The 21367-nt window shown below is 64.9% G+C and carries 25 protein-coding genes and 1 pseudogene; 16 read left to right on the forward strand and 10 right to left on the reverse strand.

The annotated features are described in order from the left end of the window. Positions 1-9 precede the first annotated feature (9 nt). Complete coding sequence (locus CV770_RS09975; protein WP_283811292.1) at positions 10-1023, reverse strand: NAD(P)-dependent oxidoreductase; 1014 nt, start codon at positions 1021-1023, stop codon at positions 10-12. Between the two features lie 108 nt (positions 1024-1131). Here CV770_RS09975 and CV770_RS09980 point away from each other — a divergent pair, with 108 nt between their 5' ends. The 4 genes from CV770_RS09980 to CV770_RS09995 all read left to right on the forward strand — a co-directional run bounded on the left by CV770_RS09980 (position 1132) and on the right by CV770_RS09995 (position 4452). Then, positions 1132-2487, forward strand: a complete 1356-nt coding sequence (locus CV770_RS09980) for an MmgE/PrpD family protein (protein WP_104462196.1) — start codon at positions 1132-1134, stop codon at positions 2485-2487. 43 nt (positions 2488-2530) lie between these two features. After that, positions 2531-2920: a carboxymuconolactone decarboxylase family protein gene (locus CV770_RS09985; RefSeq protein WP_091957089.1), complete on the forward strand. Its 390-nt coding sequence runs from the start codon at positions 2531-2533 to the stop codon at positions 2918-2920. 9 nt (positions 2921-2929) lie between these two features. Then, positions 2930-3736 carry an N-acyl homoserine lactonase family protein gene (locus tag CV770_RS09990; protein WP_091957086.1) on the forward strand — a complete coding sequence of 269 codons (807 nt, stop codon included), beginning with the start codon at positions 2930-2932 and terminating at the stop codon, positions 3734-3736. Between the two features lie 107 nt (positions 3737-3843). Beyond that, positions 3844-4452, forward strand: coding sequence for a cysteine hydrolase family protein (locus tag CV770_RS09995; protein WP_091957084.1), 609 nt, complete (start codon positions 3844-3846; stop codon positions 4450-4452). A gap of 7 nt (positions 4453-4459) precedes the next feature. Here CV770_RS09995 and CV770_RS10000 read toward each other — a convergent pair whose 3' ends face one another. The 5 genes from CV770_RS10000 to CV770_RS10020 form a co-directional block, all read right to left on the reverse strand. Continuing rightward, positions 4460-5635 (reverse strand): DUF305 domain-containing protein, encoded by a 1176-nt coding sequence (locus CV770_RS10000; RefSeq protein WP_104462197.1) that lies wholly within the window; start codon positions 5633-5635, stop codon positions 4460-4462. Beyond that, on the reverse strand, positions 5632-5811 hold the full coding sequence (locus CV770_RS10005; RefSeq protein WP_091957079.1) for a CsbD family protein: 180 nt from the start codon (positions 5809-5811) through the stop codon (positions 5632-5634). Before CV770_RS10005 ends, CV770_RS10000 begins: the two co-directional genes overlap by 4 nt. A gap of 179 nt (positions 5812-5990) precedes the next feature. Next, positions 5991-7595 carry an alpha-amylase family glycosyl hydrolase gene (locus CV770_RS10010; RefSeq protein ID WP_104462198.1) on the reverse strand — a complete coding sequence of 535 codons (1605 nt, stop codon included), beginning with the start codon at positions 7593-7595 and terminating at the stop codon, positions 5991-5993. Next, on the reverse strand, positions 7576-8142 hold the full coding sequence (locus CV770_RS10015; RefSeq protein ID WP_104462199.1) for a hypothetical protein: 567 nt from the start codon (positions 8140-8142) through the stop codon (positions 7576-7578). The genes CV770_RS10010 and CV770_RS10015 overlap by 20 nt, the downstream gene beginning before the upstream one ends. 11 nt (positions 8143-8153) lie before the next feature. Next, positions 8154-9329 (reverse strand): zinc-dependent alcohol dehydrogenase, encoded by a 1176-nt coding sequence (locus CV770_RS10020; RefSeq protein ID WP_028140556.1) that lies wholly within the window; start codon positions 9327-9329, stop codon positions 8154-8156. Between the two features lie 174 nt (positions 9330-9503). On the opposite strand from CV770_RS10020, the gene CV770_RS10025 reads away from it, so the two are divergent. Continuing rightward, positions 9504-10286, forward strand: a complete 783-nt coding sequence (locus CV770_RS10025; RefSeq protein WP_104462200.1) for an SDR family NAD(P)-dependent oxidoreductase — start codon at positions 9504-9506, stop codon at positions 10284-10286. A gap of 353 nt (positions 10287-10639) precedes the next feature. Here CV770_RS10025 and CV770_RS10030 read toward each other — a convergent pair whose 3' ends face one another. Next, entirely contained in the window at positions 10640-11086 is a 447-nt protein-coding gene (locus tag CV770_RS10030; RefSeq protein WP_104462201.1) for a response regulator, read from the reverse strand. A 162-nt stretch (positions 11087-11248) separates the two neighbouring features. On the opposite strand from CV770_RS10030, the pseudogene CV770_RS10035 reads away from it, so the two are divergent. The 3 genes and pseudogenes from CV770_RS10035 to CV770_RS10045 all read left to right on the forward strand — a co-directional run. Continuing rightward, positions 11249-12489, forward strand: a pseudogene (locus tag CV770_RS10035) (sensor histidine kinase); the annotation flags it as partial. Then, the gene (locus CV770_RS10040; protein WP_091957066.1) at positions 12489-13235 is read left to right on the forward strand and encodes a Crp/Fnr family transcriptional regulator; all 747 of its coding nucleotides are present in this window, start codon (positions 12489-12491) and stop codon (positions 13233-13235) included. The pseudogene CV770_RS10035 and the gene CV770_RS10040, both read left to right, overlap by 1 nt. Before the next feature lie 432 nt (positions 13236-13667). Next, on the forward strand, positions 13668-13865 hold the full coding sequence (locus CV770_RS10045) for a hypothetical protein (RefSeq protein ID WP_104462202.1): 198 nt from the start codon (positions 13668-13670) through the stop codon (positions 13863-13865). Positions 13866-14048: 183 nt separating this feature from the next. Here the strand turns inward: CV770_RS10045 and CV770_RS10050 are convergent, their stop codons facing one another. After that, positions 14049-14333: a hypothetical protein gene (locus tag CV770_RS10050; RefSeq protein ID WP_091957065.1), complete on the reverse strand. Its 285-nt coding sequence runs from the start codon at positions 14331-14333 to the stop codon at positions 14049-14051. A 254-nt stretch (positions 14334-14587) separates the two neighbouring features. On the opposite strand from CV770_RS10050, the gene CV770_RS10055 reads away from it, so the two are divergent. From CV770_RS10055 to CV770_RS10075, 5 genes are all read left to right on the forward strand, one after another. Further along, the gene (locus CV770_RS10055) at positions 14588-14794 is read left to right on the forward strand and encodes a hypothetical protein (protein ID WP_091957062.1); all 207 of its coding nucleotides are present in this window, start codon (positions 14588-14590) and stop codon (positions 14792-14794) included. A gap of 2 nt (positions 14795-14796) precedes the next feature. Next, positions 14797-14997, forward strand: a complete 201-nt coding sequence (locus CV770_RS10060; RefSeq protein WP_091957771.1) for a hypothetical protein — start codon at positions 14797-14799, stop codon at positions 14995-14997. A gap of 64 nt (positions 14998-15061) precedes the next feature. Further along, a complete protein-coding gene (locus CV770_RS10065) occupies positions 15062-16138 on the forward strand; it encodes a flavodoxin family protein (RefSeq protein WP_104462203.1) in 1077 nt (358 codons plus the stop codon). Continuing rightward, on the forward strand, positions 16135-17034 hold the full coding sequence (locus tag CV770_RS10070) for an NAD(P)/FAD-dependent oxidoreductase (protein WP_104462204.1): 900 nt from the start codon (positions 16135-16137) through the stop codon (positions 17032-17034). The genes CV770_RS10065 and CV770_RS10070 overlap by 4 nt, the downstream gene beginning before the upstream one ends. 83 nt (positions 17035-17117) lie before the next feature. Next, a complete protein-coding gene (locus CV770_RS10075; protein ID WP_104462205.1) occupies positions 17118-17306 on the forward strand; it encodes a hypothetical protein in 189 nt (62 codons plus the stop codon). A 17-nt stretch (positions 17307-17323) separates the two neighbouring features. On the opposite strand, the gene CV770_RS10080 is transcribed toward CV770_RS10075, so the two are convergent. After that, positions 17324-18262, reverse strand: coding sequence for a GlxA family transcriptional regulator (locus tag CV770_RS10080; RefSeq protein WP_104462206.1), 939 nt, complete (start codon positions 18260-18262; stop codon positions 17324-17326). Between the two features lie 91 nt (positions 18263-18353). Here CV770_RS10080 and CV770_RS10085 point away from each other — a divergent pair, with 91 nt between their 5' ends. Next, positions 18354-19040, forward strand: a complete 687-nt coding sequence (locus tag CV770_RS10085) for a DJ-1/PfpI family protein (RefSeq protein WP_104462207.1) — start codon at positions 18354-18356, stop codon at positions 19038-19040. Positions 19041-19156: 116 nt separating this feature from the next. After that, positions 19157-20425, forward strand: a complete 1269-nt coding sequence (locus CV770_RS10090; protein ID WP_245323349.1) for an ABC transporter substrate-binding protein — start codon at positions 19157-19159, stop codon at positions 20423-20425. A 30-nt stretch (positions 20426-20455) separates the two neighbouring features. Here the strand turns inward: CV770_RS10090 and CV770_RS42525 are convergent, their stop codons facing one another. Continuing rightward, positions 20456-20713, reverse strand: a complete 258-nt coding sequence (locus tag CV770_RS42525) for a hypothetical protein (RefSeq protein WP_028140543.1) — start codon at positions 20711-20713, stop codon at positions 20456-20458. 273 nt (positions 20714-20986) lie between these two features. On the opposite strand from CV770_RS42525, the gene CV770_RS10100 reads away from it, so the two are divergent. Beyond that, positions 20987-21361: a hypothetical protein gene (locus tag CV770_RS10100; protein ID WP_091957046.1), complete on the forward strand. Its 375-nt coding sequence runs from the start codon at positions 20987-20989 to the stop codon at positions 21359-21361. Positions 21362-21367: the final 6 nt, after the last annotated feature.

Raw genomic sequence — 21367 nt, forward strand, 5'->3', positions numbered from 1 at the left:
CTCGCGCGATCAGCCGCGCATCTCGACCCCGGCCCACTCTTCGAGCACCTTGGCGATCGAGGTGAAGTCGGATGAGGCGCCGTATTTGGCGTTGGTGATCGCGAGCATCTGCCGCACCACCGCGCCGCAGACCATCGGCACGCCCATGGCCTCGGCCTCGTCCACGCAAAGACGGACGTCCTTGTAGGAGAGGCCGGTGGCGAAGCCGAAATCGAAGGTGCCGGGCAGCACCGCGCGGGGGAATTTGTCTTCGGAGGCGCTGTTGCGACCGCTGCTGGCGTTGATGATGTCGATCAGCACCTTGGCGTTGACGCCGCCCTTGACGCCCATCGCGACGGCTTCCGAGGTGATCACGAGGGCTGCGGCCGCCATCAGGTTGTTGGCGAGCTTGGCGGTCTGCGCCACGCCGGGCTTGTCGCCGGTGTAGAACAGCTTGCCAAAGTTCTTCAGGATCGGCTGCACGGTGTCGTAAGTTGCCTGCGGGCACGAGACCATCACCGCCAGCGAGCCGTTGACGGCGCCCTTGATGCCGCCGCTCACGGGCGCATCGACCAGTGTCATACCTTTCGCTTTGAGGCCTTCCGCGACGAACTTCGCCGCGCCTGGACCCGAGGTCGAGAGATCGATGACGATCTTCGCACGGTTGCCGCTGCTGATGCCGTCCTGGCCGAGCGCAACGGCCTTGACGATGTCGGGCGTCGGCAGGCTGGCGAGCACGATGTCGGAGCGTGAGGCGACGTCGGCCGGCGAACTGGCGAGGAGCGCGCCGCGCTTAACCAGCGGCTGAGTCGCCTCGGCCTGTGTGTCATAGACGACGAGCGAATAGCCCGCGTCCATCAATCGTCCCGCCATCGGACCGCCCATGCGGCCCGTGCCGATTACGCCGAGAATCTCTCCCGCCATCGTCTGCTCCCTGTCGCGCGATCCCGTGACGGGCGCGCCTTCTTCATCTCGTTGGTCGAACGCGTTCGCCGGCCGGCCGTCTCGGCCACCGTCGTCGTGGCAGCGGGGATCCCGCGCCAACGGGCCGGATTGTTATGATTGTCAGACAAGCTGTCAAGCATAACATTTGGGGTCGACAGTTTGCCGCGGATCGGCATAAGGTTCGGGAAAACGAGGAAGACACTCCGCGTGCCGCAAGTCCCAATTCCGAGTGTGAGCAAGACGCTCGCCGATTTCGTCGCTGCTTCGTCCTGGGCGGAGGTGGAGGCGCAGAGCCTTGAGGCGCGACGATCGATCCTCAATTTCTTCGCGACGGCGCTCGGCTCCGCACGCGATCCTGTCGTCATCGCGGCGATGCGAACGCTGTCGCCGTTCAGCGGGACCGCGACATCGACGGTCATTGGTCACTCGCAGCCGATGGATGCGCTGTGCGCGTCATTTCTCAATGCCATCTCGGCTAATCTGCTCGACTTCGACGACACCCATCCCGAGACAATCATTCATCCCGCCGCGCCGGTTGCCGCGCCCATATTGGCGCTTTCGGGGATGCGCAAACTGTCGGGGCGGGAGGTATTGACCGCGTTCATTCTCGGCGTGGATGTGGAGTGCCGCATCGGCAATGCAGTCTCGCCACGCCACTACGCGCGCGGCTGGCACATCACCTCGACCTGCGGGATTTTTGGCGCGGCGGCGGCGTGCGCGAAACTACTAGGCCTGCCCGCTGAGGGGATCGCAAACGCGATCGGACTTGCGGCCAGCCAGTCGTCGGGCAATGTCGAGAACCTGCCCAGTGCCGCCAAGAATGTCAGCGTCGGCAACGCGGCTCGGAACGGATTGTTCGCCGCGCTACTCGCGCAGCAGGGCTTTGAGGCGGCGCCCCGCGCCATCGAAGGCCCGCTCGGATGGGCGCGCACCATGGGAGACGAGCCCGATATTGCTCGCCTGCTCGACGGTCTCGGCAAGACCTGGGAGATTGCGAAGAACACCTACAAGCCTTACCCCGCCGGCATCGTCTTTCACGCGGTGATCGACGCCTGTCTCTCACTGCGCGAGCGCATCGCTGGACGCGGCGATCAGATCGAGTTGGTGACGGTGCAGGGCTCGGCGCTGCTGCTCGCCCGCGGCGATCGCCCGGTCAACAACGAGCGCGATGCGCGCGTCAGCATCCATCATTGCGTGGCGTGCGGATTATTGCTCGGCACGGCCGGGGTGGCCGAATTCGCGCATGAGACGGTGGTCCGGACCGACATCGCGCAGCTGCGGCAGAAGGTGAGGGCGAAGCTGGATAGCGAGATGCCCGATGGCGCGGCGCGCGTGACATTGCGCTTGTCGTCCGGTGAGGTCCTCACCGAGACCGTGATCGCGCCGCGTGGCAGTCTTGCCGCGCCGCTCACAGATTACGACCTCGAGGCCAAGCTGCGCGAGGCCGTGCGGACCGGCCGAAGCGACTGGGACGCGGACCGCGCCATCGATGCAATCTGGCGGCTCGATACTGTCGACGACGTCGGCAATCTCCTGCAATCGCTGCGACCGCCATCGCGCTAATCAACTTCCAACTCAACTCTCTCAAGACCTGAAAGGGACGATCATGAGCAAGACCGAACTGTTCGAAAAGGGCCTCAAGGTTCGTAAAGAGGTGCTCGGCGAGGACTACGTCAACAAGTCGATTGCCGGGGCCGACGAGTTCACGCGCACGATGGCGGAATGGTCGACCGAATTTTGCTGGGGTGCCTTGTGGACGCGGCCCGGCGTCGACCGGCGCACGCGCTCGATCGTCAATCTGGCGATGCTCGGCGCGCTGAACCGGCCGCATGAGCTGAAGCTGCACATCAAAGGCGCCCTGAAGAACGGGCTGACCAAGGAGGAGATCAAGGAGATCCTGCTCCAGGTCGCGGTCTATTGCGGCGTGCCCGCCGGCATCGACGCCTTCCGCAATGCGCGCGAGGCCTTCAACGAGGTCGACGCGGCGGGTTCCTGAACAACTCCCATGGCTGACCCGGATTACGAGCTCTTTGCGATCCGCTACGCAACGCGGGAGGCGCAGCGGAGCGAGCACTTCATCGGCGGCGACCCGCATGACGGGCCGATGCCGATGGACTATTTCATGTGGCTGGCGCGGGGAGGCGGGCGCAGCTTCGTCATCGACACCGGCTTCAACGCGGAAGTGGCCAGGCAGCGCAGGCGGAATTTCCTGCGCTGCCCGGTGGAGACGCTTGCCGCGTTCGATATCGACCCCGCCGACGTCAAGGACGTGATCCTCACCCATCTGCACTACGACCATGTCGGTAATTTCGACCGGCTTCCCAATGCGCGATTTCATCTCCAGGAACGCGAGCTCGCCTATGCCACCGGGCGCTATATGCAATATCCGCGGCTGTCGCATTCGTTCGAGGTCGAGGACGTCTGCGGGATCGTGCGGCTGAATTACGCGCGCCGGGTGCTGTTCTACGATGGCGATGCAGAGATTGCGCCCGGTCTGACGGTGCATGCGGCCGGCGGCCACTCGGCCGGTCTTCAATTCGTCCGCGTCAACACACGCCGCGGCCCTGTCGTGCTCGCCTCCGACGTCAGTCATTTCTACGAGAACATGACCAGCGAGCGACCGTTCACGACGGCGTTTCATGTCGGCGACATGCTGGTGGGCTTCGACAAGCTGCGCGCCACGGCGCCTAGCGCGGAGCACATCGTCCCCGGCCATGATCCGCTCGTCATGAAGCTCTACCCGGCGCCAAGCCCGGAGCTGAATGGGATTGCGGTTCGCCTCGACGTGGCGCCGACCGCAACGCCGGCGTAACCGCGCGTCGCGGGTTCCAAGTCCACCTCTGCACCGCGGCGGTTCGGAACCAAAACCGTCGCCTTCGCATTCGCAATTGATCGCCGAATGCTTGACGGTGGAGGACGATGAGGGACAGCACGTCGGAAGTGGCCGAGATCAGGGAGGCCGTTCACCTCTGCATCGATATGCAGAACATTTTCGCCCCCGGCGGTCTGTGGGCGACGCCGTGGATGGAGCGGGTCTTGCCGGCGATCGTCTCGATCGTTGCGCGCCACCAGGCCAGAACCATCTTCACGCGCTTCATCACGCCGCAGAATCCGGAAGATCGGCCCGGCCAGTGGCAGAGCTATTTTCATCGCTGGAGCCAGGCCACGCGCAAGCATCTGCCGCCATCCGCACTCGAGCTGGTGCCCGCGCTGAGCAAGTTCGTTCCGCCGGCTGCCATCATCGACAAGCCGGCCTATTCCGCGTTCAGCAATCCCGCCCTTGCGGGCCGGCTGATCGACAAGAACGTCGGCACGGTTGTGATCTCGGGCGCCGAGACCGACGTCTGCGTGCTCTCGACGGTCCTGAGCGCGGTCGATCTCGGCTTCAGGGTCGTGATCGTCGAGGACGCCTTGTGCAGCTCGTCCGACGTCGGGCACGACGCGCTCATGACGATGTACCGCACCCGCTTTCACGGCCAGGTCGACCTGGTGACCGCGGAGGAGCTTGCGGAGTTCTGGCGCGAGTAGGGGCGCCCTAGTTGACGTTGTCGCCGAGCATGTTGCGGACGGCCGTGGCGACCGCCGAAATGCCGCTCGCATCGTGCATCAGCGCGATCTCGCCCTGCTGGGCGTGACGAATGGCATGCGCCATGATGCGCAGCCGTGGGTCTCCGCTACTCCGCCACATCCGGTCGGCCATCCTGACCGCGCCCATGTGATGCTTGCTCATGGTCTCCACGAACACCGCGTCGAACCGGTCCGCCGGCGCGGCCTTGACCTGTCGCATCTCGGCCTGAGTCAGGAAACCCGGCATGGCGGCACGCTCTTCGGTGCTGCAGTCGGGCATCTCCGTGTCGAACCAGCTCAGCCACCAGTTCTCGAAGATCCGGCTCTCGCCGGCCTGGCTCGCGACCATCAGCATCGCGAGCTTGCGCAGATGCGGGTCCTGGGCGCGCTCCACGGCGATCCGGGCCAGCTCGATACCCTGGGCATGATGCGCCGTCATGTGACGGATGTAGGTCTGGTCCGCATCCCTGTCGCGGCCCATCCACGGCGGCTCGTAGCCGTGGCTGCCGAACAACGCGATCGCGCCTAACAGCGCCATCACAGCCAGCGCACCGGTGATCCAGGCGTTGGTGAAGCGGATGTCGCGCTCGGCTGCAGCGCCGCGCCTCCAGCGCAACCGGGCGAACAGAGGATACATCAGGGCCGAGGTGCCATGAACGAGCAGGCCGATCCAATAGGGCTGCTGCAGCGTGAACAGCGGCTGCCAGAACGGAAACAGCGGCACCAGCACGAACCATTCCGTGGCTGACGAGAACACCGCCCAGGGCAGCGCGAGCAGCAGGATGGTCGCCGGCCGCAAGTCGGCGGTCCAGCGTCCGAGCACACCGAAGAACACCAGCGCCCAGGAAAAATCCGCCCATTGATGGAAGGCGATCCCGGTCAGGACCGCAGTCCAGGACGGCTCCGCGCTGATCGCCCAGTCGCGCGCGGGAATGGCGGCGACCGTCATCCAGTCGACTGCGGCATCGCGGCCGATCCGGGCGGCGAAGAGCTGGCTGACGATGGTCGAGAAGGTGCTGCTGATCAGGCCGAGCTCGGCGGCGGCAATCCAGCGCGAACGTCGTCGTCTCCCCGTGACCGGCGACAGGCCTTTGTCAGTGCGCCGCGCTGCATTGGTAAGTGCTGGTCGCGGCTCTGCGTTCACGTCAGCTGCTTGAGCTTCTTCAGCGGGTTGAGCTTGCTCGGCTTGTCCTGTTCGTCACGGCCGCGCTGGGCCTCGGCCTTGCCGTCATCGTGCAGATCCTGGTCGCCGATGATCTCGCCGACGGCTTGCCTGGTCTTGCCGACGATGCGTTGCTGAAGTCCCTTTGTCTTGCCCATGGATGTCTCCAAATGGCTTGTCTCCAAGGTGACCTGCCTCCCAGACCCACGCCGCTAACCCCGGCGCCTGAAGGGGCGGTGAGCGCCGGGGTTGCGGTTTCGTGCAGTCTGCCTCCGGCAGGGGGGACGTCGGAGGCGTTGATCAGACTCTCTGCCGAGCGGATGGTTCCTCGCGGCCTTCAGCGCGGATCGAGCGCGATGATCACGCCTTCATTGCCCCGCAGCAGGATGGACGCGTCCGGCAACGGCTCCGGCGGCCGGTCGAGATGCGTCGACATCAGCAGGCGGCCGCGGCCCAGCCAGTGCCATTTGCGCGGCTCGGCGGCGATGTTGAGCGCGACCAGAAATTCGTTGCGGCCGTCGGTCCGCTTGTAGGCGAGAACGTCGTTCTGCGCGCGCAGCGGCTCGTGACCGCCGTGATGCAGCCCCGCATGCTCGCGCCGCAGCGCGATCAGCGCGCGAAACAGCGCCAGGATCGAACGCTCGTCGCGCCGCTGCCCGGCAACGTTGGCTGCGCCATCGGGAGGCTCCAGCGGCAGCCACGGACGGCCCGTGGTGAAGCCGCCGTCGGGGCTGTCATCCCATCGCATCGGTGCGCGCTCGGGATCGCGGCAGAGGCCATATCCCGGCACCAGCCTCTCGAAGGGATCGTGAACGCGGTCGGGCGGAATGGGCACGCGCTTGCGGCCGATCTCGTCGCCCATGAAGAGGAACGGCGTTCCCCGCAGCGTCATCAGCAGCATCGCCAGCACGCGCATCTGCGCCTCACCGATCTTGCTCGCGACCCGCTGCTTGTCGTGGCCGCCGACGATCCAGACCGGCCAGGCGTGCTCGGGGATGGCGTTGAAATACGCATCGATCGCTGCCTGCAGCGACAATGCGTCCCATTGCGAGTCGAGCAGGGCGAAATTGAGCGGCAGATGCAGGCGCGGCCTGTCGTTGCCGTAGAAGTGGCCGATGCGGTCGGTCTTGCCCTGGACTTCGCCGCAGAGCATGCGCCCCCGATAGCCGTCGATCACCTCGCGGATGAATTCGATGCAATCCATCGTCTCCGGCCGGTCGTCGGTGAAGACGGGCGTCTGGCGCTGCGGCGGCGGCTTGCCCTTGGCCGCCGGATTCGGCGGATTGTCGCGAAGGAATTCGTCCTTGATCAGGACCGCGCTGGCATCGACGCGAAAGCCGTCGACACCGCGGTCGAGCCAGAAGCGCATCACGTCCGCGATCGCGGCGCGCACCTGCGGATTGCGCCAGTTGAGGTCGGGCTGCTCCACCAGGAAGGAATGATAATAGTATTGCCGCCGCGCCTCGCACCATTCCCAGCCGCTGCCGCCGAAGCGGCTCAGCCAGTTGTTGGGCGGGCCGCCGTTCTCGGCCGCATCGGCCCAGATGTACCAGTCGGCCTTGGCGCTGGCGGGCGAGCTGGAGCTCTCGACGAACCATTCGTGATCATTGGCGGTGTGATTGGGGACGAGATCGAGGATGAGGCGGATGCCTTCGGCGTGCAGGGCTTCGAGCAGCCGGTCGAAATCCTCGAGGCTGCCGAAGGCAGGATCGATCGCGCAATAGTCGGAGATGTCGTAGCCGAGGTCGCGAGCCGGGCTTTTGTAGATCGGCGTCAGCCAGACTGCGTCGATACCGAGCCATTTCAGGTAGTCGATCCGCAACAGCAAGCCGGCGAGATCGCCCTTGCCGTCGCCGTTGGAGTCCTGGAAGGAGATCGGTGCGATCTCGTAGATGACGGCGGATTCCCACCACGCAGCTTTATCACGGGACTCGACGCTCATCGCCTTGCTTCACCTCATTACCGGCGGGCGCTGCAATCTGCTTGGCCGCGTTTCGCGCGCCCTCGATGCCCTTGGGGAAACCGCTGCGGTTCGGATACAGCTTGCGCCGTGCCTCGCGCGGCGGGCGCCTTGGCTTGGTGTCCTGCGCGGCGCGGTAGTCGAGCATGGCGATGCCGCCGACCATCAAGAGCGCCAGCGCGATGTTGCCCTTCTTGGGATTGTCGGCTGTCAGCCCCGACAGCAGCGCGGCGGCATCGAGACCGTCGCCGCCGACGCGGGCCCACAGGCCGGCGTTCTTGTCGACCGACAGCGACATGATCCCGGCCAGGATCTCGCGCACGCCGAAGGCGCGGACCATGGTCTCATGGCCTTCCATGCCCAGCGTTTCCGTGACGCGTCTCGGCGCGAAGAACTCGACGACACCAAGACCGATGCTGAACCAGCCGAGCGCGCGGGCGAGCTGATCTTCCGGCCGCTTCAGGCTCGGCCCGCCCTCGACGATTTTCGGATCGCCCTTGGTGCGGACGATGTTGGAGAAATGAAACATGGCTTGCTCCTTCAGGGCCTCAGCACGACCTTGACGCAGGAGTCGCGCTTGTCGCGAAACACCTGGTACATCTCCGGTCCTTGTTCGAGCGGGACGGTGTGGGTGATGACGAAGGAGGGATCGATCTCGCCCTCCTCGATGCGGCGGAGCAGATCGTCGGTCCAGCGGTTGACGTGGGTCTGGCCGGTCCGCATCGTCAGGCCCTTGTTCATGAAGGCGCCCATCGGAAGCATGTCGGACAGGCCGCTGTACACGCCCGGCACCGAGATGATGCCGCCGGGCCGGCAGACATAGATCATCTCGCGCAGCACGTGGGGCCGGTCGCTTTCCGCCATCACCATCTGCTTGGCGCGGTCGAGCAGCGTGTCGGGCAGGGAGGCCATCACATGCGATTCCATGCCGACGCAATCGATGCACTTTTCCGGTCCCCTGCCGTCGGTGAGATCGTTCAGCCGTTCCACCACGCTCTCGGTCTCGAAGTTGATGGTGGTGGCGCCGCCGGCTTCCGCCATGCTGAGCCGTTCGGGCAGGCAGTCGATCGCGATCACCTGGTTCGCGCCGAGCAGGATGGCGCTGCGGATCGCCATCTGCCCCACGGGACCGCAGCCCCAGATCGCGACGGTGTCGGTCGGCTCGATGTCGCATTGCACGGCGGCCTGCCAGCCGGTCGGGAAGATGTCGCTGAGGAACAACAGCTGCTCGTCGGGAATGCCCGGTGGCACCTTGATGTGGGTCGCATCGGCATAGGGCACGCGGAGATATTCGGCCTGGCCGCCTGGATAGCCGCCGGTCAGATGCGTGTATCCGAACAGGCCCGCCGTAGTGTGCCCGAATACCTTGTCGGCCAGATGGCGCTTGCGGTTGGTCGTCTCGCACACGGAAAAATTGCCGCGCTTGCACTGGTCGCATTCGCCGCAGATGATTGTGAAGGGCACGACGATGCGATCGCCCTTCTTCAACTTGCCGTCGACGCCGGAGCCGACCTCGACCACTTCGCCCATGGTCTCGTGGCCCATGATGTCACCGGGCAGCATGCCCGGGATGAAATTGTGGAAGAGGTGCAGGTCGGAGCCGCAGATCGCGCAGCTCGTGACCTTGATGATGGCATCGCGCGGGTCCTGGATCTCCGGGTCGGTGACGGTGTCGCAGCGGATGTCCTCCTTGCCGTGCCAAACCAGCGCCTTCATCCTTCGTCCTCCCGACTGAACCAGTTGGCCATCTAAGTCGAGGCGTGAACGATGGTTGCTAACGCCGCGCGCAAATTCTTCGCACTGCACCGGCTCGCGCAAATCGCGACGCGGATAGGAACGAGAGCGCAGGGCAGTGATTGGGCGTGATCAACCTCAAGCGAGGACACGCTCATGCCCGCCAATCAACTCGCAATCGTCACCGGCGCTTCCACCGGTATCGGCCTGGAACTCGCAAGATGCTGTGCCCAGGCGGGTTTCAACCTCGTCATCGCGGCTGATGAGCCGATGATCGAGCGGGTGGCGGTCGATCTGCGCAGGCTCGGCGTCAGCGTGGAGGCCATTGAAGCCGATCTCGCCACCACCGAGGGCGTCGACAAGCTCTGTGCCGCGGTCGGCGACCGGCCGATCGATGCGCTCTTGGCCAACGCCGGAATCGGCCTCGGCAAGGCGTTCCTCGATCAGGACTTCGCCAGGATCAAGCATCTCGTCGACACCAACATCACCGGGACGCTCTATCTGATCCATCGCGCCGGCAACGAGATGCTGCGGCGCAAGTCCGGGCGCATCCTGATCACGGGCTCGATCGCGGGCTTCACGCCCGGCAGTTTCCAGGCGGCCTATAACGCCAGCAAGGCGTTTCTGGACTCATTCTCCTTCGCGCTACGCGAGGAATTGCGCGACAGCGGCGTTACCGTCACCTGCTTGATGCCGGGCGCCACCGAAACCGAGTTTTTCCGCCGTGCCGACATGATGGACACCAAGGTCGGCACCGAGAAGAAGGACGGCGCCTACGACGTCGCCAAGGCGGGGTTCGATGCGATGCTGCGCGGCGAGGCCGATGTCGTCACCGGGCTGAAGAACAAGATCCAGACCACGGTCGCCAACGTCACGCCGAACGAGATGCTGGCCAGGCAGCATCGCAAGATGGCCGAGCCGGGAACGGCGAAGTCGTAGGGCGATGTCGTCGCAATTTCCGCGGCGCTGCCCGGCTGAACCGGCGGACTGACAAAAGGAGGAAAGCCGATTCACATAGCCTAATGCGCGGCGGCCCCGAAGCGGTCACATTGCGTGGGCTGGAAAGGGGCTGCGATGGCGATGGATCGCATCGAACAGGCCTTTGTCGCGACCGCGATCACGGGTTTTCTCGTGATGGTGGCGGCATTTACCTGGATGATGATGAGCTGACGCGGAAAGGCTTGCCGTCTTGCGCGTCGCGCTACCTTACGGCGCGTTGTGTTGTGCCTGGCGGTGACCGCCTGGCTCGCCTTCGCGCATCTGTTTTGATCCGGGTTTGGTTGCGGGCTCGCTCATCCCGCAGGCGCAGCCCTTTCAGGCGATGATTGCTGCGGCGATGACGGTTGACCGTCGACGAGGCTCGCCAGATTCCGCACCATGGCCACGATGTCGATCGGCTTCTCCCAGATCGGCACGTCCTGGAATTCCGGCTCGATGCTGATCCTGTCGTAGCCCGTGGTGAACACGAAGGGCACTTGGCGTGCCCTAAGCTCCCGGGCGACGGGAAAGATCGGCTGGGCGCGGATGTTCACGTCGAGCACGGCTGCATCCAGAACGCCGCCATCGTGCAGTATCTCGACGGCATCCTCGATGTGGCCGACGGGACCGGCGATCTCCGCGCCGAGCGCGCGCAGCGCCTTGCCGATGTCATCGGCGAGAAAATATTCATCCTCGACCACGAGGATACGGCGACCCGCTAGTGGCGAGCTTGGCCTAGGCGGGGCGGTGGATACAGACATGATCCCTCCAGCAAGCCTGCCGGACCGATGGGAACATAGGGTCGGAGGCCGGTTTGCTCCCAACGATGGAAGCCAAGGTGGGTTCCATGGCCAAACGCGACTCCATCATCATTTGCCTTTGATCCGTTGGGAGAATGTCGATTTTTGCTATGGTAGGGGCCAGTGCACGCCGGGCATGTCGAGCGTCCCGGGAGCGAGCTGCGCGCCACAGGCGAGCGCCTCCAGGCCACATTCGAGGAGTTCGAGAGCAACCCTGAAGAGCATCCCTGAGTAGCCGATACCGTCCACGAGGATACCAGTCTCTCAACGAGGAGTTACATTTGGCCCACGAGGAGCCCGGAGCTTCGCCCGAGGAGTTGCAGTTGGTCAACGAGGAGCTGACCATCATCAACGGCGAGCTGACGCACCGTGTCGAGGAATTGACGCGCGCCACCCGCGATCTCAAGAGTTTCCTGGAGAGCACGCGCATCGCGACCGTCTTTCTCGACAATGAGCTGCGCGTGATGAACTTCACACCGGCGATTACCCAGGTCCTGCATCTCGTGGAGACCGACACGGGCAGGCCGATCGCTCACATCAAGGCGCGCATCCCGATCGAGGAGCTCTATGACGACATTCGCCGCGTGCTGCGTACGCTTGCGAGCACCGAGCGTGAGCTGAGCGCGCTGGACGGCGGCACGCGCTACATCGTGCGCATCCAGCCTTATCGCAGCATCGACGATGCCATCGCCGGCGTCGTCGTCACTTTCATCGATGTTCCGGCGATCACCCGCGCCGAGGAGCGGCAGCGCCTGCTTTTGGCCGAGCTGCAGCACCGCGTTCGCAATACGCTTGGCGTGGTGCGCTCCATCGCCCGCCGTTCGGCCGACTCCGCCACCACTGTCGAGGAATATGCATCCCATCTCGACGGACGGCTCAACGCATTTGCCCGCACCCAGGCGCTGGTGACACGCGATCCCGAGGGCGGTGTCGACCTGGAATATCTCGTGGTCGAGGAGCTTCTCGCCTATAATGCGCGCGAGGGCGAGCAGATGCAGGTCTCAGGTCCCAAGGTGCGCTTCCAGCCCAAGGCCGCCGAAACGTTCGCGCTCGCGATCCACGAGCTTGCGACGAACGCGCTGAAATATGGCGCCTTGAGCCAGCCGAGCGGACGTGTTGAAATCTCCTGGCGCCTCGATGAAGGCGCCCAGCCCGCGGAGCTCGTGTTCAAATGGCGCGAGCACGGAGGGCCACAGGTCAAGCCGCCGCTCCGAAAGGGTTTTGGCACGGAGCTTCTGGAGCGGACGCTGGCGTTCGAGTTCAAGGGGGAGACCACCCTGGCATTCGACCCCGCGGGGTTACAATGCACCATCGCCATTCCGCGGAGCAAGCGCGCGTTCCACACACCGGCGGTGGCTGATTGATGTCCTTGTCGACCTCCGATCGCAGCCTGGTGGAGCTGGTCATTCGCCGGCTGAATGTGCTGCGGCCGTTGTCGACGGAGGCCCGTGCATCGCTCGAATATGCGTTGCTCGAAGGTCTCGAGCACGCGGGGGCGGGTGAAGACCTGATTTCGGAGGGCGATCCCGTCGATAGCGTCCGGGTTGTGCTATCGGGCTGGCTCTGCCGCTACAAGTCGCTCGAGGACGGCCGGCGCCAGATCGTCAATTTCATCTTTCCCGGCGAGAGCTGCGACTCGCACGCGTTCTTGCTCCCCGTGATGGACCATTCCATCGCGACAATGACGCCGGTGGTCTACGCCGAGATCAAGCGCGCGCGTTTCGAGAGTTTGACGAGGGACGCTCGCTCGCTCGCCGAGGCGTTCTGGTGCGAGACCCTCGTCAACAACGCCATCCAGCGCGAATGGGCCATCAACCTTGGTCGCCGCACCGCCCTGGAGCGCGTGGCGCATCTGTTTTGCGAGATATTCGAGCGGCTTCGCCCCGTCGGGATGGTCGACGCAAATTCCTGCGTCATGCCGGTCACGCAGATGGACCTCGCCGATGCCACCGGCCTGTCGGTCGTCCATCTCAATCGGACGGTGCAGGAGCTGCGTGCGTCCGGCCTGATCGTGCTGCGCGATCGCATCCTGACCATCAACGATCTCGACGCGCTCAAGGACACCGCGCTGTACTCGCCGAGCTATCTGCAGCTCTATCGGCGTAGTTGATCAAGATCGGGGACGGCTGGTTCGGCCGAGACCTTCAGTGCGTTCGGGATTGGCTGGCTCGGACCCATGAAGCGCCTTGTATTCGGCTCGCGCGCGATACTCCTCCGCCATTTCTAGTAGCGCAGTTCGCGCTGCGGGCGAGGAGCTGAGAGCGGCCTGGCTCTCGCAGGTTTTCTGCAGTCGGCGATAGTTGTTCATTTGCGCCAATCCCAGGCGGTCATCCGACGTTCCTAAATTAGCAAATTTGGCCACCGACTAATTTAACCCATGTTACGCAAGCGCGCTTGTTTCGCAGAGTCCCTGTCGTGCTTCCGACCCCGGCACGCAACCGTTCCGCTTCTGGAACGTTATGGGAGCGTCGCCTGCGGGCGATGACCTCAATCTGTGAGAACGCAACGGAGCGCTCCGACCCAGTGATCAGGGAGAACGCCCATGTTGACGCGGCGTCGAATGAAGCAAACGGATCCGCTGATACGTCTGACCGCCGAAGCGGAGCGGCTGCGCGAAGAAGCCAAGTTGCTTCCGCCCGGAGTGGCTCGCGACGAGATGTTGCGCAAGGCGCGCCAGGCAGAGACCGGGTCTCAGATGAGCGAGTGGCTGCGCTCGCCGGGCTTGCAGCCGCCGGATTGACGGCGGCTTGCCCTGTCCGTGTGAAGGGGGCGAAGTGTGGAGCAATCAGGAGGCTGCACGCGCCGGGAACGGGTTAGATGTCGGCGCGTACCGATGCGCTGGTGTCGTGGGCAGAAACCGGAAAAATGAGCGCCACGTCCATCGTCCCCGTTGTGTCCGGTTGTCACCCGGCGGTGCCTTCCGTCAACGCCGCTTCGCGGCTTTGGTTCGCCGGTTGTAGGGTGAGCGGTTGGCCGGACGCAGCGAAATCCCTTCGCGATGGGCCTTGCTGCGAATGGCCGCGACCGGGCGCTGCAGCTTGATGCTCATCACGCCGGTCGGCGTGTTTCCCTTCGCGAGCTGCTTCAGCTTGCTCACATCCGCGGGCGTCCACGGTTGGCGCGCGCGGCGCTTGTACGCGGGATTGGCCTTGCGCGGTCCCTTGCGGCCGATCGGTGAGCCCGGCCGTTTCCATGCTGCTTTTGCCATGATGATCCTCCTTCAAGTCCTTCATGAACAAGCGAATCAGTAATTCGGTTCCGGCGCAGTCGATTGTCGTGACGAGCGGCACGCGAGCACGAGGGACCATGCCGCCGTCCTCGCGCAAAATCGCGCAGCTTTAACTTTTTGAAATGCCGGAACCCGCCGTTGCGACGGAAGCTGAATGACAAGAGAACCTCGACCCCGGCACCCGATCCCGGCCGGGGCCGATTTCCGTCCAACCGAAATCACCGCGAAGAACAATGACCGCCAAACGCAACCGCAGGAAACAGACCCAATCGCTCCAGGAGCGATTGGCCGCATTTGCCGAAAACGCCCGCGAGCGCGCACTCAGCCTGCCGCCGGGCAAGGAGCGTGAGCTGCTGCTGCAGCGCGCCAAGCAGAACGACGTGACCTCGAACCTGACGGACTGGCTGAGCGCGCCGGTCTACCCAAGACGCGGAGGATGATCATGCGAAGTATCAAGCATTACCGCGCGTTCCAGATCGATCCGGACGGGCATGTGTTCGGATGCATCAATCTCGTCTGCGATAATGACGAGCAGGCCAAGCGCGAGGCCGCCTCGCTCGTGCTGGCCCATCGCATCGAGCTGTGGCGGCTGGACCAGCGTATCGCGAAATTCGATACGCCGCAGGACGTGGCGCGCCAGTAGCGGCAAGGAACCGGGTGCTGCCCGCCGGGTTGGTCGGATGATACCGCCTTCGCCGGGAGCCAGCATGACGGACGCCGAAATTCGCAAGGGGATGCCGCCCGTCAAGCTGTCGCGCGAGGAGTTCGAGCGGCGCTACAAGCGTCAGTTCGTCGATCCCGCCTTTGCCCCGCTGCAGCGCGAGCTCGATGCCGTCGTCGGTGCCGCCTGGGACGCCTATAGCCATTCGCGCAAGGCACCGCTGACGCGCAAGGCGGGCGCAGGTTTCTCCGACCCCGATTACGACATTGCCGTCGATTGGCTCGATGCGCGCGCGAAGATCCTGGCAGCGCAGCGTCGGCATGACGATGCGCAGGGGACGCCGCGCATTCTCGTCATCAACGGCTCGGCCCGCAGCGAGCACAGCTGTCCCGGCGAGATGTCCAAGACCTGGCGTCTGGTCAAGCTGGCCGAGCCCGTCTTCGTCGAGATGGGGTTTGCCGTGGACATCCTCGATCTGTCGCGCCTCGCCTCGGAATTCGGCAAGACCATTCATCCCTGCAAATCCTGCGTCTCGACCGCGATGCCGCTCTGTCACTGGCCGTGCAGCTGCTATCCGAACTATTCGCTGGGGCAGACCGGCGACTGGATGAACGAGATCTATCCGCTGTGGGTCGCGGCCCACGGCATCCTGATCGTGACGCCGGTGAATTGGTACCACGTGCCTTCCGGGCTGAAGGCGATGATGGACCGCATGGTCTGCGCCGACGGCGGCAATCCCGATCCGACCTCGACGCATGGCAAGAAGGCCGACGAGGCCAAGGCGATGGAGCTGAAGGGCTGGCCCTATCCGCGCCATCTCGCCGGCCGTCATTTCGGCGTGGTCGTTCATGGTGATGCCGTCGGTGCCGAGGGCGTGCGCCGCGCCTTGTCGGACTGGCTGACCGACATGCAGCTGATCTCGGCGGGGCGCTTTGCCGAGCTCGACGGCTATGTCGGTTACATGGAGCCATATGCCACCTCGCATCGCGAGCTCGATGACGACGGGGAATTCCAGCAGGAGGTGCAGAACGCGGCGCGCGCGCTCGGCAACGCAGTCCGGCTGGCACGAAGTGGGCATCTGCAGGAGCCCGGCGCCGGTCTGCAGGACCCGAACCCCAAATGACGGGCGCGCGGTTTGATTGCCTGGTCGTCGGCGGCGGCCCTGCCGGGCTGATGGCCGCGATCTATCTGGCACGCTTCCGCCGCAGCGCCTGCGTCGTGGACACTGGCGCCAGCCGGGCCGCGTTGATCCCCCGCAGCCACAATGTTCCCGGCTTCGTCCACGGTCTCTCCGGCGCGGACCTGATCGCGCGCATGTCGGCGCAGTTGGGCGAGCTCGCCGTCGAGCGCGTGGAGGCCGAGGTCACCGCCTTGCAGCCGCGCGACGACGGCTTTCAGGCGATCTGGAACGGCGGCGCGCTTGAGGCCACCACCGTCATCCTCGCCAGCGGCATCGTCGACAGCCATCCGCCGTTCGAGCAATGGCGCGCCGCGGTTGCGGACGGGCTGCTGCGCTATTGTCCTGTCTGCGACGCCTTCGAGGTGATCGGCCGACGCATCGGCGTCGTCGGCCCGCTTGGCCGGGCCGCCGGCAAGGCACTGTTCCTGCGCGGCTACTCGCGCGAGGTGACGCTGCTCGCGACCGGACAGGATGAGGAGGAGAGCGTGACATCGGAGCTGGCCGAGGCCGGCGTCGACATCGTGTTCGCGCCCGGCCTGCGTTTGCGGCGGAGGGTGGGGGGCCTCGAGGCCGTCCTGGCCGATGGCCGCACGATGCAGTTCGACACGGTCTATCCGGCGATGGGTGCCGAGGTGCGTTCGCAACTCGCGGTCTCGCTGGGCGCCGAGCACACCGGGGAGGGCTATCTGAAGGTCGACGACCATCAGCGCACCTCGGTTGACGGCCTTTACGGCATCGGCGACGTCGTCACCGACCTGCACCAGATCTCGGTCGCATTCGGCCACGCCGCGCTTGCCGCCTGCACCATCCACCACAGCCTGCCGCGGCGCCTGGCATGACCCGGGAACGAAGGGCGCGGCTTCGCCTTGGTTGAGCGGGACGCGCGACATCGACGCGCGATGGCAGCCTGAAGGAAGAGCCCATGCTGGAAGAGAAACTGAAGGACGCCATCATCGGCGAGCTGCAGCGGCAGGCCGCCGACCGGCCGCAATCGCTCAAGGTCCAGGGCGCGGGAGAGGTGAGAAGCTCGGAGGAGCTGACCGTCAACGGCAAGATCGATCTTGGCGCCCTCGTTATGGTGATCGCGGGATCGGTCGCCGGCGGGCCTTAGGTTCGGCCGGCCGCTTCTCATGCGCTTCGTGCCGCGCGTCGCAGCGACTGCGGCGGCTGACCGAATGCGCGGATGAAGGCTCTGCGCATCCGCTCGGGGTCGCGAAAGCCGGTGGATTGAGCGACGCGCTCGATGGCCTCCCCGGAGGACTGCACCCGCTCGCGCGCCACCTCGACCCGCAAGCGCTCGACCGCCTTGGTCGGCGTGGATCCGGTCTCGGCGGTGAAGGAACGGACGAAATGCCGGGCGCTCAATCCGGCGCGTTCGGCGAGCGCCTCGACTGTGAGATGCGCATCCAAATTCTCGCGCACCCATGACAACAGGCTGCCGAAGCGGCCGTTCGGCGTCTTGAGCTCGAGCAAGCTCGAGAACTGCGATTGTCCGCCGCTGCGGCGATGATAGAGCACCAGCTGCCGCGCGGTCGCTTGCGAGATCTCCTCGCCATGGTCCTGCGCGATCATGGCGAGCGCCAGATCAATCCCGGCCGTGATGCCGGCCGACGTCCACACCCGATCGTCGCGGATGAAGATCTGGTCCGGTTCGAGCCTCACCTTCGGGTAGCGTCCGATGAAGTCGCGGGTGCAGGACCAGTGCGTGGTCGCGCAGCGGCCATCCAGCAGTCCCGCCTGCGCGAGAAGATAGGCGCCGTTGCAAACGCTTGCGATGCGCACGCCGCGGCTCGCCAGTCGCTGAATGAAGGCGATCGTCGTCTTGCAGTGCGCTGCCGCTTCCACGCCCTCTCCACCGGCGACGAACAGCGTCGTGACCGAGCTTGCCGATCGCAGATTGCGCGCCAGCATCTCGATGCCTGACGAGCTGCGCACGGCGCCCGCCTTCGTTGCGACCGTGATCACGCGCGGCGCATTCGGCGTGTGACGCCTGGCGATCTCGAACACCGAGATCGGACCGGCCGCGTCCAGCAACTGGAATTCGGGAAAGATCAGGAAGCCGATCATGGGCGTGTCCAGAATTGAGGGAATTAAGCCATTTCGACCGCAAGGCCAACATGGCAGGCTGCAACCGTCAAGCGCGTTGTCGAGGTTGGACATGTCGGGCCCGTTGCAGATCGGTCTTCTGGTTTTTCCGCGCGTCACCCAGCTCGATCTCACCGGTCCCGCCCAGGTCTTCTCCAGCCTGCCCGACGTGACGGTGCATCTGGTCTGGAAACGCATCGAGCCCGTGCCGAGCGATTCCGTCATCGCGCTGACGCCGACCGTCACGTTCGCCGATTGCCCGCAGCTCGACGTGATCTGCGTTCCCGGCGGCTACGGCACCGACGAGCTGATGCTGGACGAGGACGTTCTCGCCTTTCTGCGGCAGCAGGAGAGGCGCGCGCAATACGTGACGTCGGTCTGCACCGGCTCGCTCGTGCTTGGTGCCGCCGGTCTGTTGAAGGGATATCGCGCGGCCACGCACTGGACGGCGAGGGATGCATTGCCGTTGTTCGGAGCCGAGCTGTCGCTGGAGAGGGTCTGCGTCGACCGCAATCGCATGACGGGTGGCGGCATCACCGCCGGCATCGACTTCGCGCTCACCCTGGTGTCGATGTTGCGAGGCCGCGCCGCGGCGGAGATGATCCAGCTGCGCATGGAGTACAATCCCGCACCGCCCTTTGCGGCCGGCTCGCCGGATACGGCGCCGGCGGCGATCGTCGCTGCCATGAAGGAACGGGTTGCGCCGGCGCAGGCGCGGCGGCTGGAGTTCGTCAGGAAGGCCGTCGAGCGGCAGGGATAGCGAGGCAGCTTCGACCGGCCGTGCGCCGCGTGGATCGGCGCACGGTGCGCGGTGGGCGAGGGGACATCGATCGATCATCGCCGACATGCCGTCGCGATGCTGAAGCGGAGGGGGCAATGGCGCCTTGTCGTGTTGGAGAATTGCTATCGCGGCGCAGCCGGCTTTGCCGTTTGACCTTCGGCCTCATCCTGGCGCTCGGTCCGGCAGCGCTCGCCGAACGGAGCGCGGCCGCCGATTTCTCCGGTGGCGTGGTCAGGATCGGCATCATCAATGACCAGACCGGACCGTTGTCGGACTTGGCCGGACCCGGCTCCGTCGTTGCCGCGCGGATGGCCGTGGACGATTTTCAACGCGCAACGCCGGGGCTGAAGGCCGAGATCGTCGTCGCCGACCATCAGAACAAGCCGGATATCGGCGCCCAGATCGTCCGCAAATGGTTCGACGTGGATGGCGTCGACATGGTGGCCGACGTCGGAAACTCCGCGGTGGCGCTCGCCATCCAGTCGATCGCGCGCGACAAGAACAGGATCGTGATCTATTCGGCGGTCGGCACCACCGAGATCGGCGGCAAGCAATGCTCGCGCACCGGCCTGATGTGGCTGCACGACAATTACAATCTGGTCGCCGGATCGGTCCGAAAGCTGGTGTCGCAAGGCTACGACAGCTGGTTCTTCATCGCGTCCGACTACGCGTTCGGACGCAACATGGTGGAGGTGTCCCAGCGCGTGCTGGCGGCGGCGGGCGCCAAGTCGCTGGGCGCGGTCTTTCATCCGCTGGGAAATGCCGATTACGGCTCCTTCCTGCTGCAGGCCCAGGCTTCGAAAGCCAAGGTGGTTGCGTTCGCCAATGCCGGCGAGCAGCTCGTGACCTCGATGAAGCAATGGAACGAGTTCGGAATGAACGCGGGGCCGCAGAAGGCGGTCGCCGAGCTGATGTTCCTGACCGACGTGCACGCCATGGGGGCCGAAACGGCCAAGGGGCTGACGACCGTCACTGCCTGGTATTGGGCGCTCAACGAGGAAACGCGCGCGTTCGCCCAGAGGTTCTACAAGCTTCACAACGCCATGCCGACCGCGCCGCAGGCCGCCGTCTACTCCGCCGTGTCGCAATATCTGAAGGCCGCGTCTGCGGCCGGAACGGACGAGACCAACGCTGTTCTGGAGCAGATGCGCGCGATGCCGGTCGACGATTTCTACGCGCGCGGCGCGCGGCTGCGCGCCGACAACAAGCTGGTGCACGATTTCTATCTCGTCGAGGTCAAGAAGCCCTCGGACGTGAAGACGCCCTGGGACTATTACAACGTCGTCGAGAAGATACCTGCCGAGGACGCCTTTCTGCCGCTGAGCGACAGCGAATGCCCCTTGCTCAAGACGTCACGAAACTAGCGCTTCTCGTCGAGACAGGCGACGGCCGTCTCAGCCATATTCCTCGCCGATGCCGTATTCCCGGTAGATCTCCAGCGGATCGAGGTCGGGAAACAGGCGGCATTTGGCCTGGGCGAGGTGCAGGCTCACCGCCGCCGGCTCCTTGCCGTTCGCCAGAATCTTGCGGATGTCGTCCATATGCGCGTTCGGCTGGTGCTTTGGTTCGAGCTGCTCCAGCGCGACCAGGGCGGTCGCGAGGGCCTCGGTCAGAACCCAGTCGTCGTGGCCGGTGATTCCCTTCTTCGGCATCGGCAGACCCCAGATGTGGCGACAGCGTCCAGTCTAACGCGTCTTCCGCCAAATCGCCATTGAGCCATAGCGGGTGCGCTGCGTCAGGGCAGGCACCACCGCCATGGTCCGGCTTGCATTATGGCGGCGTGTGGCTAAAAGGCGGCGACTTACAGTATCTTTGTTGAAACAAAGTTGGCGTAGACGGGCCGTCACAACCCAGCTCCCGGTCTGGGTCCCGATCGCGAATTCGCAGCACGATCCGGCTGCGCACCCCTCAAGGCTCGAGCCAGCATGGTTTTTCTCAGCTTCGTCTACCGCTTCATCACCAACTTCGCGTTCATGGCGGTGGTCTATTTCAGCCTGAACTTCATGGAGAAATATCCGAACCGGGCGATCCTGGCGATCCTGGTGCTGGTCTATGCGTCGATGCGTGCGGTCTCGACGCTGCGCGCGTTCTACTTCTTCCAGAAGATCGAGAAGCTGGAAGCCGAGACAAGGCGCCTTCAGGGCCCGATCAATGACGGCTCCGGAGGAACGAACGCGCGCAAGCAGGTGGTCGCCGACGTAGCCCGGCTGCGCCGCGACGGCGAGCTCAAGTCCTATATGGACCTGTTCTTCCTGGCGCTGATCGTGCTGCTCTGCGTCGCCGCCATCATGCGGCAATAGGTAGGG

It is taken from the genome of Bradyrhizobium sp. AC87j1, assembly GCF_002936975.1.
GTDB classification, from domain to species: domain Bacteria; phylum Pseudomonadota; class Alphaproteobacteria; order Rhizobiales; family Xanthobacteraceae; genus Bradyrhizobium; species Bradyrhizobium shewense.

Excerpts from the sequence above, each read along its gene's own strand:
- CV770_RS09985 (WP_091957089.1), top strand. The coding sequence starts at position 2,531 with ATGAGCAAGACCGAACTGTTCGAAAAGGGCCTCAAGGTTCGTAAAGAG.
- CV770_RS09990 (WP_091957086.1), top strand. The coding sequence starts at position 2,930 with ATGGCTGACCCGGATTACGAGCTCTTTGCGATCCGCTACGCAACGCGG.
- CV770_RS09995 (WP_091957084.1), top strand. The coding sequence starts at position 3,844 with ATGAGGGACAGCACGTCGGAAGTGGCCGAGATCAGGGAGGCCGTTCAC.
- CV770_RS10005 (WP_091957079.1), bottom strand. The coding sequence starts at position 5,811 with ATGGGCAAGACAAAGGGACTTCAGCAACGCATCGTCGGCAAGACCAGG.
- CV770_RS10010 (WP_104462198.1), bottom strand. The coding sequence starts at position 7,595 with ATGAGCGTCGAGTCCCGTGATAAAGCTGCGTGGTGGGAATCCGCCGTC.
- CV770_RS10015 (WP_104462199.1), bottom strand. The coding sequence starts at position 8,142 with ATGTTTCATTTCTCCAACATCGTCCGCACCAAGGGCGATCCGAAAATC.
- CV770_RS10020 (WP_028140556.1), bottom strand. The coding sequence starts at position 9,329 with ATGAAGGCGCTGGTTTGGCACGGCAAGGAGGACATCCGCTGCGACACC.
- CV770_RS10025 (WP_104462200.1), top strand. The coding sequence starts at position 9,504 with ATGCCCGCCAATCAACTCGCAATCGTCACCGGCGCTTCCACCGGTATC.
- CV770_RS10030 (WP_104462201.1), bottom strand. The coding sequence starts at position 11,086 with ATGTCTGTATCCACCGCCCCGCCTAGGCCAAGCTCGCCACTAGCGGGT.
- CV770_RS10040 (WP_091957066.1), top strand. The coding sequence starts at position 12,489 with ATGTCCTTGTCGACCTCCGATCGCAGCCTGGTGGAGCTGGTCATTCGC.
- CV770_RS10045 (WP_104462202.1), top strand. The coding sequence starts at position 13,668 with ATGTTGACGCGGCGTCGAATGAAGCAAACGGATCCGCTGATACGTCTG.
- CV770_RS10050 (WP_091957065.1), bottom strand. The coding sequence starts at position 14,333 with ATGGCAAAAGCAGCATGGAAACGGCCGGGCTCACCGATCGGCCGCAAG.
- CV770_RS10055 (WP_091957062.1), top strand. The coding sequence starts at position 14,588 with ATGACCGCCAAACGCAACCGCAGGAAACAGACCCAATCGCTCCAGGAG.
- CV770_RS10060 (WP_091957771.1), top strand. The coding sequence starts at position 14,797 with ATGCGAAGTATCAAGCATTACCGCGCGTTCCAGATCGATCCGGACGGG.
- CV770_RS10065 (WP_104462203.1), top strand. The coding sequence starts at position 15,062 with ATGACGGACGCCGAAATTCGCAAGGGGATGCCGCCCGTCAAGCTGTCG.
- CV770_RS10070 (WP_104462204.1), top strand. The coding sequence starts at position 16,135 with ATGACGGGCGCGCGGTTTGATTGCCTGGTCGTCGGCGGCGGCCCTGCC.
- CV770_RS10075 (WP_104462205.1), top strand. The coding sequence starts at position 17,118 with ATGCTGGAAGAGAAACTGAAGGACGCCATCATCGGCGAGCTGCAGCGG.
- CV770_RS10080 (WP_104462206.1), bottom strand. The coding sequence starts at position 18,262 with ATGATCGGCTTCCTGATCTTTCCCGAATTCCAGTTGCTGGACGCGGCC.
- CV770_RS10085 (WP_104462207.1), top strand. The coding sequence starts at position 18,354 with ATGTCGGGCCCGTTGCAGATCGGTCTTCTGGTTTTTCCGCGCGTCACC.
- CV770_RS10090 (WP_245323349.1), top strand. The coding sequence starts at position 19,157 with ATGGCGCCTTGTCGTGTTGGAGAATTGCTATCGCGGCGCAGCCGGCTT.
- CV770_RS42525 (WP_028140543.1), bottom strand. The coding sequence starts at position 20,713 with ATGCCGAAGAAGGGAATCACCGGCCACGACGACTGGGTTCTGACCGAG.
- CV770_RS10100 (WP_091957046.1), top strand. The coding sequence starts at position 20,987 with ATGGTTTTTCTCAGCTTCGTCTACCGCTTCATCACCAACTTCGCGTTC.